Annotated in this window: 13 protein-coding genes; 2 read left to right on the forward strand and 11 right to left on the reverse strand. The window is 69.9% G+C overall.

Going from position 1 to position 14795, the window contains the following annotated elements:
• Positions 1–7: 7 nt before the first annotated feature.
• Positions 8–721, reverse strand: a complete 714-nt coding sequence (locus tag ACIBK5_RS02960; protein WP_399015489.1) for a TetR/AcrR family transcriptional regulator — start codon at positions 719–721, stop codon at positions 8–10.
• A gap of 182 nt (positions 722–903) precedes the next feature.
• On the opposite strand from ACIBK5_RS02960, the gene ACIBK5_RS02965 reads away from it, so the two are divergent.
• Positions 904–1353 (forward strand): nitroreductase family deazaflavin-dependent oxidoreductase, encoded by a 450-nt coding sequence (locus ACIBK5_RS02965; RefSeq protein WP_399015491.1) that lies wholly within the window; start codon positions 904–906, stop codon positions 1351–1353.
• On the opposite strand, the gene ACIBK5_RS02970 is transcribed toward ACIBK5_RS02965, so the two are convergent.
• Positions 1337–2578 carry a geranylgeranyl reductase family protein gene (locus ACIBK5_RS02970; RefSeq protein ID WP_399015492.1) on the reverse strand — a complete coding sequence of 414 codons (1242 nt, stop codon included), beginning with the start codon at positions 2576–2578 and terminating at the stop codon, positions 1337–1339. The two genes, ACIBK5_RS02965 and ACIBK5_RS02970, sit on opposite strands and share 17 nt — an antisense overlap.
• A 133-nt stretch (positions 2579–2711) precedes the next feature.
• Here ACIBK5_RS02970 and ACIBK5_RS02975 point away from each other — a divergent pair, with 133 nt between their 5' ends.
• Complete coding sequence (locus ACIBK5_RS02975; RefSeq protein WP_399015494.1) at positions 2712–4067, forward strand: dipeptidase; 1356 nt, start codon at positions 2712–2714, stop codon at positions 4065–4067.
• A gap of 16 nt (positions 4068–4083) precedes the next feature.
• On the opposite strand, the gene ACIBK5_RS02980 is transcribed toward ACIBK5_RS02975, so the two are convergent.
• The 9 genes from ACIBK5_RS02980 to ACIBK5_RS03020 all read right to left on the reverse strand — a co-directional run bounded on the left by ACIBK5_RS02980 (position 4084) and on the right by ACIBK5_RS03020 (position 14715).
• Positions 4084–5187 (reverse strand): ABC transporter ATP-binding protein, encoded by a 1104-nt coding sequence (locus ACIBK5_RS02980; RefSeq protein WP_399015496.1) that lies wholly within the window; start codon positions 5185–5187, stop codon positions 4084–4086.
• 26 nt (positions 5188–5213) lie between these two features.
• On the reverse strand, positions 5214–6338 hold the full coding sequence (locus tag ACIBK5_RS02985; protein WP_399015498.1) for an ABC transporter ATP-binding protein: 1125 nt from the start codon (positions 6336–6338) through the stop codon (positions 5214–5216).
• A gap of 28 nt (positions 6339–6366) precedes the next feature.
• Positions 6367–7359, reverse strand: coding sequence for an ABC transporter permease (locus tag ACIBK5_RS02990; RefSeq protein WP_399015501.1), 993 nt, complete (start codon positions 7357–7359; stop codon positions 6367–6369).
• Between the two features lie 78 nt (positions 7360–7437).
• Positions 7438–9114, reverse strand: coding sequence for an ABC transporter substrate-binding protein (locus ACIBK5_RS02995; protein WP_399015503.1), 1677 nt, complete (start codon positions 9112–9114; stop codon positions 7438–7440).
• 76 nt (positions 9115–9190) lie between these two features.
• The gene (locus ACIBK5_RS03000) at positions 9191–10222 is read right to left on the reverse strand and encodes an ABC transporter permease (RefSeq protein WP_399015505.1); all 1032 of its coding nucleotides are present in this window, start codon (positions 10220–10222) and stop codon (positions 9191–9193) included.
• Between the two features lie 304 nt (positions 10223–10526).
• The gene (locus ACIBK5_RS03005; RefSeq protein WP_399015507.1) at positions 10527–11570 is read right to left on the reverse strand and encodes an NUDIX domain-containing protein; all 1044 of its coding nucleotides are present in this window, start codon (positions 11568–11570) and stop codon (positions 10527–10529) included.
• Between the two features lie 147 nt (positions 11571–11717).
• On the reverse strand, positions 11718–11960 hold the full coding sequence (locus ACIBK5_RS03010) for a hypothetical protein (protein ID WP_399015509.1): 243 nt from the start codon (positions 11958–11960) through the stop codon (positions 11718–11720).
• A gap of 66 nt (positions 11961–12026) precedes the next feature.
• A complete protein-coding gene (locus ACIBK5_RS03015; RefSeq protein WP_399015510.1) occupies positions 12027–12251 on the reverse strand; it encodes a hypothetical protein in 225 nt (74 codons plus the stop codon).
• Between the two features lie 70 nt (positions 12252–12321).
• The gene (locus ACIBK5_RS03020; protein ID WP_399015512.1) at positions 12322–14715 is read right to left on the reverse strand and encodes an ATP-binding cassette domain-containing protein; all 2394 of its coding nucleotides are present in this window, start codon (positions 14713–14715) and stop codon (positions 12322–12324) included.
• Positions 14716–14795: the final 80 nt, after the last annotated feature.

The raw sequence follows: 14795 nt of genomic DNA on the forward strand, positions 1-14795 counted from the left end.
ACCTCCGTCAACGGCCTGGCGCTGCGCCCTCGGTAGGTCCGGGTACCAGCCCCACTCCCCGGGCGAGTTGCCCCACCGCATGCCGGAAGAACGGGGCCCGGTCCTCGACCACCCGGTGGAACTGGCCGAACAGCTCGAAGCCGACCAGGCCGTACAGCTGGGCCCAGGACGCGACGAGAGCTGTCGCCGCCTCCGGGGGGAGGTCGGGTGCGAGGTCGGCGGCGATCCGTTCGGCCTCCGGGCGCAGCTCGGACGGCAGCGAGGGTCCGGACAGGCCGGAGCCGCGATGGGCGTCGCGTGCGATGCCGATGAGCAGGAGGCCGACGCGGGCGGCCGCCGGGACGGTGGTGTCGGGGGCGGTGTAGCCGGGCACGGGCGATCCGTAGATCAGCGCGTACTCGTGGGGGTGGTCCAGTGCCCAGCCCCGCACCGCCTCACAGACCGCGATCCATCGGTGGAAGGGGTCGGCCGCCGGCTCATGGGCCGCCTCGGCCCGCTCGCCGAGGGAGTCGTACGCGTCGATGATGAGTGCGGTCAGCAGGTCGTCACGGCTGGGGAAGTAGCGGTACAGCGCGGAGGAGACCATGCCGAGCTCACGGGCCACGGCGCGCAGGGAGAGCCTGGCGGCGCCCTCGGCCGCGAGCTGTCTGCGGGCCTCGTCCTTGATGGCCGCGGTGACTTCGATCCTGGCCCGGGCCCGGGCGCCGTGTGCGGTGCTCATGCGAGGAAGTGTGCCATGAAAGGAGAGCAGCGCACACAAACGAGAGCACCGCTCTTGCTTTGGGGTGCCGACCTCAGGCAGACTGAACCCAGCGAGAGAGCAGTGCTCACAAAAGAGAGCACCGCTTCCCCGCCGGCAGCGGCCCGAGCACCACTCCACCGACCAGAGACCAGGGGGACCCCATGTCCACACACGTCCAGAAGCCCGGCTGGGTCACCGTCAACGTCATCAACCGCCTCGTGGCCTGGATGACCCGCCGCGGCATCAGCGTCTGGGGCTCCCGTGTCCTCGCCGTCCGCGGCCGCAAGAGCGGCCAGTGGCGCACCACCCCGGTCAATCTGATGACCCTGGACGGCCGGCAGTACCTGGTCGCGCCCCGCGGCCACGTCCAGTGGACGCGCAACATGCGCGCCTCGGGCGGCGGCGAGCTGCACCTCGGCAAGCACGTGGACACGTTCACCGCGACCGAGGTGGCCGACGACGACAAGACGCCGATCCTGCGCGCCTACCTCAAGCGCTGGAAGGCGGAGGTCGGGGTCTTCTTCAACGGGGTGGGCCCGGACTCCCCGGACGACGAGCTGCGCCGGATCGCCCCGGACCACCCGGTCTTCGAGATCACGGTGACGAGCTGACCTCGCCGCCCTTCGCGGGACGGCGGTCCATCGCGGTCAGGGCCCGCTGGGCCATCGGATGGGTGCGGACGATCTCGCCCAGCGACGTCGCGCCCCGCGTGATGTCCTTGAACCCCTTCCAGGCGGGGCGGAAACCCGTCACCGCCGCGTGGAACAGACCAGGGCGACGCTCGAACACCGTCAGCAGCCGCCTGCCGACGCTCATCTCCACGCCGAGCCCGGCCTTGACCGCGAACGCGTAGTTGAGGGCCTGCCTGCGCGTGTCCACCGCGTCGTGTGCCTCGGCGATCCGCACCGCCCACTCCCCCGCGAGCCGGCCGGATCGCAGCGCGAAGGAGATGCCCTCGCGGGTCCACGGCTCCAGCAGCCCCGCGGCGTCGCCGCAGACCAGCACCCGGCCGCGCGACAGCGGCGAGTCGTCGGCCCGGCAGCGGGTCAAGTGCCCGGAGGAGATGCTCGGTTCGAAGCCGGCGAGGCCCAGCCGGCCGATGAACTCTTCCAAGTACCGCTTCGTCGCGGCGCCTTCACCCCTGGCCGAGATCACCCCGACCGTCAGCGTGTCGCCCTTGGGGAAGACCCAGCCGTAACTGCCGGGGATCGGGCCCCAGTCGATGAGCACCCGCCCCTTCCAGTCCTCGGCGACGGTCTCCGGCACCGGGATCTCCGCCTCCAGGCCGAGATCCACCTGGTCGACCTTGACCCCGACATGCGCTCCTATCCGGCTGGCGCTGCCGTCCGCCCCGACCACCGACCGCGCGAGCAGGACCTCGCCGCCCTGGAGGACGACGGCGACCGTGCGCCGGTCCGGCACCTCCGAGCCGTGCTGCTCGACCCGCTGGACGGTGACGCCCGTACGCAGCTCGGCGCCCGCCTTCTGCGCGTGCTCGACGAGCCGCTGGTCGAACTCGGGCCGGTTGATCAGCCCGAACAGCATCTGCTTGGACCGGCGGGTCCGGGTGAAACGGCCGTTGTGCGAGAACGTCACCGCGTGCACCCGGTCCTTGAACGGCAGCTCGAAGCCGGGCGGGAGGGCGTCGCGCGAGGGGCCGATGATGCCGCCGCCACACGTCTTGTACCGCGGCAGCTCCGCCTTCTCCAGCAACAGCACACGTCTCCCGGCGACCGCCGCCGCGTACGCGGCCGAAGCTCCCGCGGGTCCCGCCCCCACCACGACGACGTCCCACACCTGCCGCACGTCGTCCGCCGAAGAGTTCTCGCTGCTCACGATGGTCTACTGCTCCCGATCAAGCCGCCTGCCCTGCTGTCTCCCGCATCCTACGGCGGACCTGGTCAGGGCCCGCTGTGGGAGGATCTACAGCACCCAACTCTTCAACGTCGCACCCACAAGGAGCGTGCCCATGTCGCCGAATCCGGTCGCCGAGACCGTCGCCTCGCTGATGCCGGGGGCGAGGGCGGAACTCACCGAACTGGTGGCCTTCCGGTCGGTGGCGGACTTCGACCAGTTCCCGAGGAGCGAGAGCGAGGGCGCCGCCCGCTGGATCGCGGACGCGCTCGGCGCCGAGGGTTTCCAGGACGTGGCCCTGCTCGACACCCCCGACGGGACGCAGTCGGTCTACGGGTACCTCCCCGGCCCGGCGGGTGCGAAGACCGTCCTGCTCTACGCCCACTACGACGTGCAGCCGCCGCTGGACGAGGCCGGCTGGACCACTCCGCCGTTCGAGCTGACCGAGCGGGACGGACGCTGGTACGGGCGTGGCGCCGCCGACTGCAAGGGCGGTGTGATCATGCACCTGCTGGCGCTGCGGGCGCTGAAGGCGAACGGCGGCGTGCCCGTCCACGTCAAGGTGATCGTCGAGGGCTCGGAGGAGCAGGGCACGGGCGGCCTGGAGCGGTACGCCGAGGAGCACCCGGACCTGCTGGAGGCGGACACGGTCGTCATCGGCGACGCGGGCAACTTCCGCGTCGGCCTGCCGACGGTGACCTCCACGCTGCGCGGTATGACCCTCGTCCGCGTCAGCGTCGACACGCTCGCGGGCAATCTGCACTCGGGCCAGTTCGGCGGTGCCGCGCCCGACGCGCTCGCCGCCCTGATCCGCGTCCTGGACTCGCTGCGCGCCGAGGACGGCTCGACGACCGTCGAGGGGCTCGCCTCGGACACGGCCTGGGAGGGACTGCAGTACGACGAGGAGCAGTTCCGGCAGGACGCCAAGGTGCTGGACGGCGTCGAGCTGATCGGGTCCGGCACGGTCGCCGACCGTATCTGGTCGCGCCCGGCCGTCACGGTCCTCGGCATCGACTGCCCGCCCGTCGTCGGCGCCACCCCGTCCGTGCAGTCGAGCGCCCGTGCGCTGATCAGCCTGCGGGTGCCGCCGGGCGTGGACGCGGGCACGGCGACCAAGCTGCTCCAGGCGCACCTGGAGTCGCACACGCCGTGGGGCGCGCGGGTGAGCACCGAGCAGATCGGCGAGGGCCAGCCCTTCCGCGCCGACACCACCAGCCCGGCCTACCAGGCCATGGCCTCGGCGATGGCGGTGGCGTACCCGGGCCAGGAGATGCAGTACGCGGGCCAGGGCGGCTCCATCCCGCTGTGCAACACCCTCGCCTCCCTCTACCCGCGTGCGGAGATCCTGCTCATCGGGCTGAGCGAGCCGGAGGCCCAGATCCACGCGGTGAACGAGAGCGTGTCCCCCGAGGAACTGGAGCGGCTGTCGGTGGCCGAGGCGCTGTTCCTGCGCACCTACGCGGTGAGCTGACCGCTCTGCCCTGCGGTCAGTACCCCTCCGTCGGCTCCGCCCGCGCCGGGTCCAGGACGATGTCCTCGGCGCGTGGCGCGACCGTAGGCTCCTCGGGAAAGTGGCAGGCCGTCAGATGGCCGGAGGGGCTGTCGGCGGCCCGCACCAGGGGTGGTTCCTCCCCTGCGCACTTGTCCTGGGCCTTCCAGCAGCGGGTGCGGAAGCGGCAGCCGGAGGGCGGGTCGATCGGGGAGGGAACGTCCCCGGCCAGCCGGATGCGTTCGCGCCGCTGAGTGGCGTCCGGGTCGGCCTCGGGTACGGCGGACAGCAGCGCGTGGGTGTAGGGGTGCCGGGGCCGGGTGTAGAGCGACTCGCGGTCGGCGACCTCGACGATCTTGCCGAGGTACATCACGGCGACCCGTTCGGAGAAGTGCCGTACGACGGCGAGGTCGTGGGCGATGAAGACGAAGGCGATGCCGAACTCCCGCTGGAGGTCCTGGAGCAGGTTGACGACCTGCGCCTGGATGGAGACGTCCAGCGCGGAGACGGGTTCGTCGGCGACGATCAGCTTCGGCCGCAGGGCGAGGGCGCGGGCGATGCCGATGCGCTGGCGCTGGCCTCCGGAGAACTCGTTGGGGTAGCGGTTGTAGTGCTCGGGGTTGAGGCCCACGGTCTCCAGGAGTTCCTGGACACGCCGCTTGTGGCCCTGGGGCGGGTTGATGCCGTTGAGCCGCATCGGCGTCTCGATGATGGTGCCGACGGTGTGCCGCGGGTTCAGCGACGAGTACGGGTCCTGGAAGATCATCTGGAGGTTGCGGCGGGCCTCCCGCATCCGGGCGGGTGGCTGGTGCGTGATGTCCTCGCCGTCGAACAGGACGGAGCCGCCGGTGGGTTCGAGCAGCCGGGTGATCAGACGTCCCGTGGTCGACTTTCCGCAGCCGGACTCGCCGACCAGTCCCAGCGACTCGCCGGGCCCCACCGCGAAGTCGATGCCGTCGACGGCTCGCACGGCCCCGATCTGCCGCTGGAAGATGATGCCCTGCCGGAGGGGGAAGTGCTTCTGCAGACCGCGTACTTCGAGGAGGTGCTCGCCGGTGGGGCGGTCGGTGGTCTGCCCGGTGAGGGGCTGGGTGGTGCTCACGGCATGGTCCCTTTCGTCCGCCGCCGTCACTGTGCGGCCCGTGCGGCTGCGGCGCCGCGTTCGCCGGGTCCGGCTCCGCCGCGGCCGTCCGGGCCGGCTCCGCCGCGGATCTCCTGCTTGGCCTCGTCGGTGAGGTGGCACGCGGCGAGGTGCCCCGCTGTGCCGGAGACGAGGCGCAGTTCGGGCCGTTCCACGGTGCACCGCCCCTCCGGCACCCAGCCCTTGTAGGCGCAGCGGGGGTTGAAGGAGCAGCCGTCCGGCAGGTTGATCAGGCTCGGTGGTGTGCCGGGGATCGGGTTCAGCCGCTCACCGACGTCGCCGGTGAGGTGCGGCATCGACTGCAACAGGCCCCAGGTGTAGGGGTGCTGAGGCTGTTTGAGCACCTCGCGGGTGGTGCCGTACTCGATCCGGCGGCCGCCGTACATCACCAGGATGTCGTCGGCGATGTCGGAGACCACGCCGAGGTCGTGCGTGATGATGACGACGGCGGAGCCGAACTCCTCCTGCAGATCGCGGATCAGGTCGAGGATCTGCGCCTGGACGGTGACGTCCAGGGCGGTGGTGGGCTCGTCGGCGATGAGCAGGGCGGGGTCGCAGACCAGGGACATGGCGATCATGGCGCGCTGCCGCATGCCGCCGGAGAACTGGTGCGGATAGTCCCTGACACGGCGCTCGGGCTGCGGGATGCCGACGCGCTTCAGCATCTCCACCGCCCGCTCCCTGGCCTCCTTCTTGGAGACCTTGTGGTGCACGCGGTAGGCCTCGGCGATCTGGGCGCCCACGGTGAAGAAGGGGTGCAGCGCGGAGAGCGGGTCCTGGAAGATCATGGAGACCGTACGGCCGCGCAGTTCGCGCATCTCGGCCTCGGGCAGGGCGACGAGTTCCCTGCCCTCCAGCCAGATCTCGCCACTGACCCGGGCGCGGGTGCCCTTGTGCAGTCCGAGCAGGGCCAGCGAGGTCACCGACTTGCCGGAGCCGGACTCGCCGACGATGCCGAGGGTCCTGCCCTTCTCCAGGGTGAAGGAGACGCCGTCGACGGACTTGACGAGGCCGTCCTCGGTCGGGAAGTGCACCCTCAGGTCGCGTACGTCGAGGAAGGGTGCGGGGGCGGGCGTGACGTCCGCGGGCTGCGGTGAGGTCTGAACGGACACGGGTGTTCCTAAGGACGGAAGAAGGGGCTCAGGCGAGGCGTACGCGCGGGTCGACGAGGCCGTACACCAGGTCGACGACGACGTTGGCGATGACGACGAACGTCGCGGCGAAGAGGGTGGTGCCGAGGATGACCGGCAGGTCGGAGTTCTGGACGGAGTCGACGGCGAGTTTGCCGATGCCGTTGATGCCGAAGACCGACTCGGTGATGACCGCGGAGCCGCCGATCAGGGAGCCGACGTCCATGCCGAAGATGGTGATGATCGGCGTGATGGCGGCCCGCAGCCCGTGCTTGAGGACGACGCTGGAGGCCGTCAGTCCCTTGGCGCGGGCGGTGCGCATGTAGTCCTCGGCGAAGACCTCCAGCATGGAGGAACGGGTGAGCCGGGTGTACATCGCGAGGTAGACGATGACCAGGGTGGTCCACGGCAGGATCAGCCCCTGGAACCAGCCGGCCGGATCCTCGGTGATCGGGGTGTAGCCGGAGGTCGGCAGGATCTGGAACTTGTCGACGAAGAGGTACAGCAGGAGCAGGCCGATGAAGTAGATCTGCACCGACACACCGAACAGGGCCAGTCCGACCGCCGCCTTGTCGGCCGCCCTGCCCCTGCGGACGGCGGCGACGGTGCCGAGGCCCACCCCCAGGACCAGAAACGCCACCGCGGCGCCGAGTCCGAGGGAGAGGTCCGCCGGGAAGTCCTGGAGCAGCGTCGTCAGCACGGGGGTGTCGGTCTGGAAGGAGACGCCGAGGCAGGGCGCGCCGCAGTGGATGCGGACGCTCTGGTCGCCGAAGTCACGGCCGGCGAACAGCCCCTTGAGGAACTCCCAGTACTGCGTCAGAAAGCTCTGGTCCAGGCCCAGCGAGTGTTTGATCTCGGCGAGGCGGGAGGGGGAGCAGGTCTTCCCGCAGGCCAGGAGTGCGGGGTCGGACGGCAGCGCGAAGAAGATGAAGAAGGTGATCGTGGTGATCACCAGCATGATCACGGCCGCTGCCAGCAGGCGTCTGATGAGGTAACGAAACATGAGGTGCCGGGACCTGACGTGAGTGGGATGCCCGCCGGCGGCCGGAACCGCCGGCGGGGTTCAGAGGGGAAGCGTCCGTCAGTGCTTGACGTAGACGTGGACCAGGCTCGGCTCGGCCACGATCGAGTCGGGGATGACTCCGCCGACCTTGGAGCCGGACATCTCGGTGAAGTTCATGTACATCAGCGGGACCACGGCGGCGTCCTTGAGGATCTGCCGGTCCATCTGCCCGTAGGCGGCGTTGCGCTGAGCGAGGTCGGTCATCTTGGCTGCCTTGTCGATCAGCGTGTTGACCTTGGGGTCGTTCAGGTACGACAGGTCCTGGTTGGCCTGGGGGTTCTTCTTGATCAGGCGGCCGTCGAAGAGGGTGGGCAGCACCGTGGAGGCGTTCGGCCAGTCGGCGATCCAGTCGCCCCAGGTCAGGTCGTACTGGTTCTTCGTGTTGTCGATGGTGCTGAAGTAGTTCGACGCGTCGATCGGGGAGATGTTGACGTGGATGCCGATGCGCTCCAGCGCGGTCTTCACCGCGTCGGCGAAGTGTTCCTGGGTGGGGGTGTTCTCCACCGCGATCGACATGGTCGGCTTCGGGTCGCCCGCCTGCTTCATCAGGGCCTTGGCCTTGGGGAGGTTGCCCGCCGGGTTGGCGCTGTAGTCGTTGAACTTCTGGTAGCCGCCGATGCCGGGGCTCAGCATGGTGGTGGCGTAGTCGCCGTACGCGGAGCCACCGAAGGCGCCGCGGACCGTGGTCTTGTCGACGGCGTACTCGATCGCCTGGCGGACCCGGAGGTCCTTGACACGGGTGGTGTTGATGGCCAGGTAGTTGATGCCGGGCGCGGGGATCTTGTAGTAACGGCTCTTGAGGGAGGGGTCGTTGGCCATCTGGGCCAGGTCCGAGCCCGCGATCGGCCACTGCTGGATCGATGTCTGCGCGGTGCCGGCGTCGGCCTTGAGCTGCTGGTCGATGGCCGACTCGTCCTGGCCGAACTTGACGTCCATCCCGTCGACGTTCTGCTGCCGGATCGGGTCGGTCGACTGCGACCAGTTCTTGTTCCGGGTGAGGACGAGTTCCTTGTTCTTGGTGTACGACTTGATCATGTACGGGCCGTCGGACCAGACCTTGGTGTCGTAGGTCGAGCCGGTGTCGTGGGCCTTGGGCACGGCGGACCAACCGGTCATGGTGGTGGTCTCGTTGAAGTCGGCCACCGGCTGGTTCAGATGGAAGACGACGGTGTACTTGTCCGGCGTCTGGACGGAGTCGAGCTGCTTGCCCTGGTAGGGCCCCTTGTAGTCGGAGCCGCCGACGAGCCACTGGGAGGCGTAGGGCGGGCCGCCGTTGATGTCGGAGGAGAAGAAGCGCTCGACACCGTACTTGACGTCCGGCGCGGTGACCTCGGTGCCGTCCTGGTACTTGACGCCGTGCCGCAGGTGGAAGGTCCAGACCGTGGCGCCCTTGCTCGGCGTTCCGGTGTCGGTGGCCAGGTCGCCGACCAGCTTCGGCTTGGGGCCCGTCTCGTCCCAGCCGGTGAGGGTCCGGACGATCTCCTGGTCCATGCTCTGACCCTCGGTCGTGTAGACGCGCTGGGGGTCGAGGTGGTCGTAGTCCGCCTTGTTCAGGATGGTCAGGGTGCCGCCCTTACCAGGGGCGCCGCTGCCACTGTCGCCGGAGGAACCTCCGCATGCGGTGGCCCCCAGGGCGATCACCACGGCGGAGGCCGTGAGAGCGACCGTGCGCGATCTGCGCGTGCTGCGCGTCATTGAGGAAACTCCTTCTTGCTACGGGCGCGGCGGCCGTTCGTGGGACCGCCGGGCCGATACTCGGGGGGTGGCTTTGTCAGCCGCGCCGGGCGCGGGGATCCAGGGCGTCCCGGACGCCGTCCCCGAGGAGGTTGAGCGCCAGGACCAGGAGGAAGAGCAGGACGCCGGGCACGAAGAGGTACATCGGGTCCTGGAGGAAGAACTGGGAGGCGTCCGAGAGCAGCGCTCCCCAGTCGGGGTTGGGCGGGATGACGCCGACGCCCAGGTACGAGAGGGCCGCCTCGGTGGTGATGTTCTGCGGGACGGCCAGCGCGAAGGAGATCAGGATCGGCGCCCACAGGTTGGGCAACAGCTGCCGGAAGAGGATGTGCCGCCGGCCGGCACTCATCAGCCGTGCGGCGTCGACGAACTCCCGTTCGCGCAGGGACAGTACCTGTCCGCGCACCAGACGGGCGGTGTACGCCCAGGCGAAGACGGCGATGTTGAGGACCAGGACGAGGAGGCGGAGGTTCTCGTCGGTGCCGCCGTGGGTGTTGGTCTGCAGGGCGTTCTGGATCACCGGGGTGAGCGCGATGATGAACAGCAGCTGCGGGAACGCCAGCATCACGTCCATGATCCGGGACAGCAGGGAGTCGACCCAGCCGCCGAAGTAGCCGGCCGCGAGCCCCGCGACGACACCGACCACGGTGGACAGCACGGCCGAGGCGAAGCCCACGTACAGGGAGGTGCGCAGGCCGTAGACGATGCGGGCGAACAGGTCGTAACCCGTGCCCGGTTCGACACCGAGCAGATGCTGGGCGCTGATGCCGCCCAGCGATCCGTAGGGGAAGTTGCCCGTGTCCGGGTTGATCGCCCTGTTGTCGGGGGTGATCGGTCCCCAGCTGGTCAGCGCGGTGAGGACCGGCGCGAGCAGGGCGATCACGATGAACAGGACGGTGGCCGCCAGGGCGGCCGTGGTGACCTTGTCCCGCCTGATCCGTCGCCAGGCCATCCGGGCCGGTGAGCGGCCGGCGACGACCGGGCCGCCGGGTCTGCTGTCCTGCGTCGACGGCTCGGCCGGCAGCGCGGTGCCGCCGCCGGTGTCGACCGGCTGGTGTTGCGTGGTCATCGTTCGGACATCCCGGATCTGCCCCTGAGGCAAGGAAATTGAGTGGCGGTCGTGAGCGCCGCCGTGAGACATTGCGGACTTTCGCAATGCCGTGCGAGGCCGGTCAAGCCGAGCAGGGGCCAGAAAAGGGATTGTTTGCGGTCATGGAGAAGTGTTGACGAGAGCGGGGAATGTGATTACCCGCCGCGTGAAGGAATGAGGGCGATTCCTTGGGCGGTGATTGGCATTGCCTCCGGGCGCGTTTCCTCTCGCTTTTCCCTCGGAATCCCCCGCGCCGGGTAAAGGGCACGCGCGCGGACCCGGTTCAGCCGACGGGCACCCCGGCTTCCAGGTAGAACGCCGCTCCCCGTTCGCGCGCCCTCAGGGCCCAGCGCAGCCGCTCGTAGCGCACCGGTGGCAGCAGGTCGGCGGCCTCCTCCTCGGTGACGAACCGCCAGGCGCGCAGTTCCGGCCCGGGCAGCAGCAGCCGGCCGGCCTCCGCGGAGTCGAGGAGCCCGCCGTCGAAGAGGAGCCGCAGGCCGCCGAAGCCAGGGGGCGCGGGGCGCTCCCAGTCGACGACGAGCAGGCTCGGTACCTCGTCGAGGTGGATGCCGGTCTCCTCGGCGACCTCCCGTACACCGGCCCGGGCGGGCGCCTCACCGGGTTCGACGACTCCACCGGGGAACTCCCAGCCCGCCTTGTAGGTGGGGTCGACGAGCAGCACGCGGTCCCGCTCGTCGAAGAGGAGCACACCGGCGGCGAGCGTCTCGGCGGTGGGCTCGGGCGTCTGCACGATGTCGCAGACGGGCACGGAGCCGTTGTGCACGGCCTCGGCGATGCGGGCGGCGGTCTCGTACGGCGTGAGCTCGCTGGTGTCGACCGGGTGCGCGTCCGCGGTGAGCCAGGAGGCGAGCGCCGCCCGGTACGGCTCGATGTGGTCGGCGGACCACTGCCGTATTCGTATCTCGCCGTCGGGGAGGTCCCGCGGAACCTCACGGCCCGCGATGCGCTCCCGCAGTATCGTTTCGGCCGGAGCGAGCAGGATGTGGCTGACCGGAATCCTGCGCGCGGCCAGGCCGCCGAAGATCTCGTCGCGGTACTCCTGACGCAGCAGCGTCATCGGGACCACCAGGGTGCCGCCGAGCTCGGCGAGCATCGCGGCCGCCGTGTCGATCACGAGCCGTCGCCAGATCGGCAGGTCCTGGAAGTCGCCGACCTCGGCGAGGCGCTTGGGCGGCAGCAGATACCGCAGCGCTCCGCCGATCACCTCGGGGTCGAAGAGCGTGCTGTTCGGGATCAGTTCGATCAGTTCCTGTGCGGTGGTGGTCTTCCCCGCACCGAACGCGCCGTTGATCCAGACGACGGTCACAGGTCCCCCTCTTCTGTTGGCCCCCTGAGGCTTGCCCGCTCCACCCTGCCACGGAAACCAGCCCCAGTTGAGGGCGCATGACGACGGCGCCGGCGCCCCCCTCACGCGGGGAGCGCCGGCGCCGTGGGCCGAGGCCGGAGCGGCTCGTCAGCCCTTCTTCTTCTGAACGCCCTTCTTCGGGGCGGCCTTCTTCTGGGCGCCCTTCTTCTGGAGGCCGTCCTTCCCGGCCACGGACAGGCCGTCCTTGCCGACAGCCTGGTTGAGCGTGTTGAGGGTCTCGTCCACGTTGATCCCGGGGAGCTTCTCTCCGACAGCGTGCGACGGGGTGACCGCCGCGACGACGAAGCCGGTGGCCAGGGAGGCGATGGCGAGCATGCTGCGCTTCTTCATGACCGACTCAACGGTCCGACCCGCTCCGGGGTCACGCCACTGGGCCGTTCGGGCGACGCGACGGCCTCATTCGGGGCCGGTGTCCCAGGTCCCGGGCCCGCCGCCGCGCCATTCGATCAGCCCCGACGTCGCCGCGTACGCCTCGTCCGCGTCCTCGATCCCCGCCCGGCGCAGAAACTCGGCGACGTCCAGCAGCCCGTACGCGATCCCGAGGAACTGGTCGTCCACACGGACCCGCCGGCCGCCGTCCACGGCAGGCGGGTAGACCACGACGGGCTTCACGGACGCCATGGCACCAGGCTGCGCGCGAACGGCGCCGGGCGCGCGCCGGGTGGGCCGTTCAGCTGGCCCCGGGACTCCGTCAGGCGCCCACGTAGGCCGCGAGATGCTCCCCGGTCAGGGTGGAGCGGGCCTCGACGAGTTCGGCCGGGGTGCCCTCGAAGACGATCCGCCCGCCGTCGTGTCCGGCGCCCGGGCCGAGGTCGATGATCCAGTCGGCGTGCGCCATGACCGCCTGGTGGTGCTCGATGACGATGACCGACTTGCCGGCGTCGACGAGCCGGTCGAGCAGCCCGAGCAGCTGCTCCACGTCGGCGAGGTGGAGGCCGGTGGTCGGCTCGTCGAGTACGTAGACACCGCCCTTGTCGCCCATGTGGGTGGCCAGCTTGAGCCGCTGCCGCTCGCCGCCGGAGAGGGTGGTGAGCGGCTGGCCGAGGGTGAGGTAGCCGAGTCCGACGTCCGCCATCCGTTCGATGATCCGGTGGGCCGCCGGGGTGCGTGCCTCACCGGCTCCGAAGAACTTCTCGGCCTCGGTCACCGACATCGCCAGCACCTCGCTGATGTCGCGGCCACCGAAGCGGTACTCCAGCACCGACGCGTCGAACCGCCTGCCCTCGCACACCTCGCAGGGGGTGGCGACGGTCTGCATGATCGCCAGGTCGGTGTAGATGACACCGGCGCCGTTGCAGGTGGGGCAGGCGCCCTCGGAATTGGCGCTGAAGAGCGCCGGCTTCACACCGTTGGCCTTGGCGAAGGCCTTGCGGATCGGGTCGGCAAGACCGGTGTACGTGGCCGGGTTGCTGCGCCGGGAGCCGCGGATCGCGGTCTGGTCGACCGACACCACGCCCTCCTCGGCGGGGATCGAACCGTGCACGAGCGAACTCTTGCCGGAGCCGGCGACGCCGGTGACGACGGTGAGCACGCCGAGCGGGATGTCGACGGCTACGTTCTGGAGGTTGTTCGCCGTCGCGCCGCGGATCGCGAGCGTGCCGTTGGGCTTGCGGACCGTCTCCTTCAGCGCCGCCCGGTCGCCGAGATGGCGGCCGGTGACGGTGCCGCTCTTGCGCAGCGCCTCCAGGGTGCCCTCGAAGCAGACGGTGCCGCCCGCCGCGCCGGCGCCGGGGCCGAGGTCCACGACATGGTCGGCGATGGCGATCGTCTCCGGCTTGTGCTCCACGACGAGCACCGTGTTGCCCTTGTCGCGCAGCCGCAGCAGCAGGTTGTTCATCCGCTGGATGTCGTGGGGGTGCAGTCCGATGGTCGGCTCGTCGAAGACGTAGGTGACATCGGTGAGCGAGGAGCCGAGGTGCCGGATCATCTTGGTGCGCTGCGCCTCGCCGCCGGAGAGGGTGCCCGAGGCCCGGTCCAGCGAGAGATAGCCGAGCCCGATCTCCACGAACGAGTCCAGGGTGTGCCGGAGCTTGGCGAGCAGCGGGGCCACCGACGGATCCTCGATCCCGCGGGCCCATTCGGCCAGGTCGCGGATCTCCATCGCGCAGGCGTCGGCGATGTTGACCTTGCCGATCCTGGAGGAGCGGACCAGTTCGCTGAGCCGGGTGCCGTCGCACTCGGGGCACTCGGTGAAGGTGACCGCCCGGTCCACGAAGGCCCGGATGTGCGGCTGCATCGACTCGCGGTCCTTGGCGAGGAAGGTCTTCTGGATCTTCGGGATCAGCCCCTCGTAGGTGAGGTTGACGCCGTTGATCTTCACCTTGGTCGGCTCGCGGTACAGGAAGTCGTGCCGCTCCTTCTTGGTGTACTTGCGGATCGGCTTCTCCTTGTCGAAGAAGCCCGACTCGGCGATCACCCGCACCACCCAGCCGTCCCCGGTGTAGGTGGGGATGGTGAACGGGTCCTCGGCGAGCGACTTGGAGTCGTCGAACAGCTGGGTGAGGTCGATGTCGGAGACCTTGCCCCGGCCCTCGCAGTGCGTGCACATGCCGCCGGTACGGCTGAAGGTCACCTTCTGCGTCTTGGTCTTGTCGGTGCCCCGGTCGACCGTGATCCCGCCGCTCGCCGAGACGGAGGCGACGTTGAAGGAGTACGCGCCGGGCGGGCCGATGTGCGGCGCGCCAAGGCGGCTGAAGAGGATGCGCAGCATCGCGTTGGCGTCGGTGGCGGTGCCGACGGTGGAGCGCGGGTCGGATCCCATGCGCTGCTGGTCGACGGTGATCGCGGTGGTCAGCCCGTCCAGCACGTCCACCTCGGGCCGGGCCAGGTTGGGCATGAAGCCCTGGAGGAAGGCGCTGTAGGTCTCGTTGATCAGCCGCTGCGACTCCGCGGCGATCGTGTCGAACACCAGCGAACTCTTGCCCGAGCCGGAGACGCCCGTGAACACCGTGAGCCTGCGCTTCGGAATCTCGATGCTGACGTCCTTGAGGTTGTTCTCGCGCGCACCGTGCACGCGGATCACGTCATGGCTGTCGGCAGCGTGCGGCCCGGGCGACCGTCTGTCCGTCGTCGTGGCCTTGCTCATCGTGTCTCCATCTGTCGCTCGGACGTTCCGTCCCCCGCACCGGACCGGGGGGGTGCGGGGGATGTGGTCTGTGAGGCGCC

The organism is Streptomyces sp. NPDC050546 (assembly GCF_044457425.1).
GTDB lineage: Bacteria > Actinomycetota > Actinomycetes > Streptomycetales > Streptomycetaceae > Streptomyces.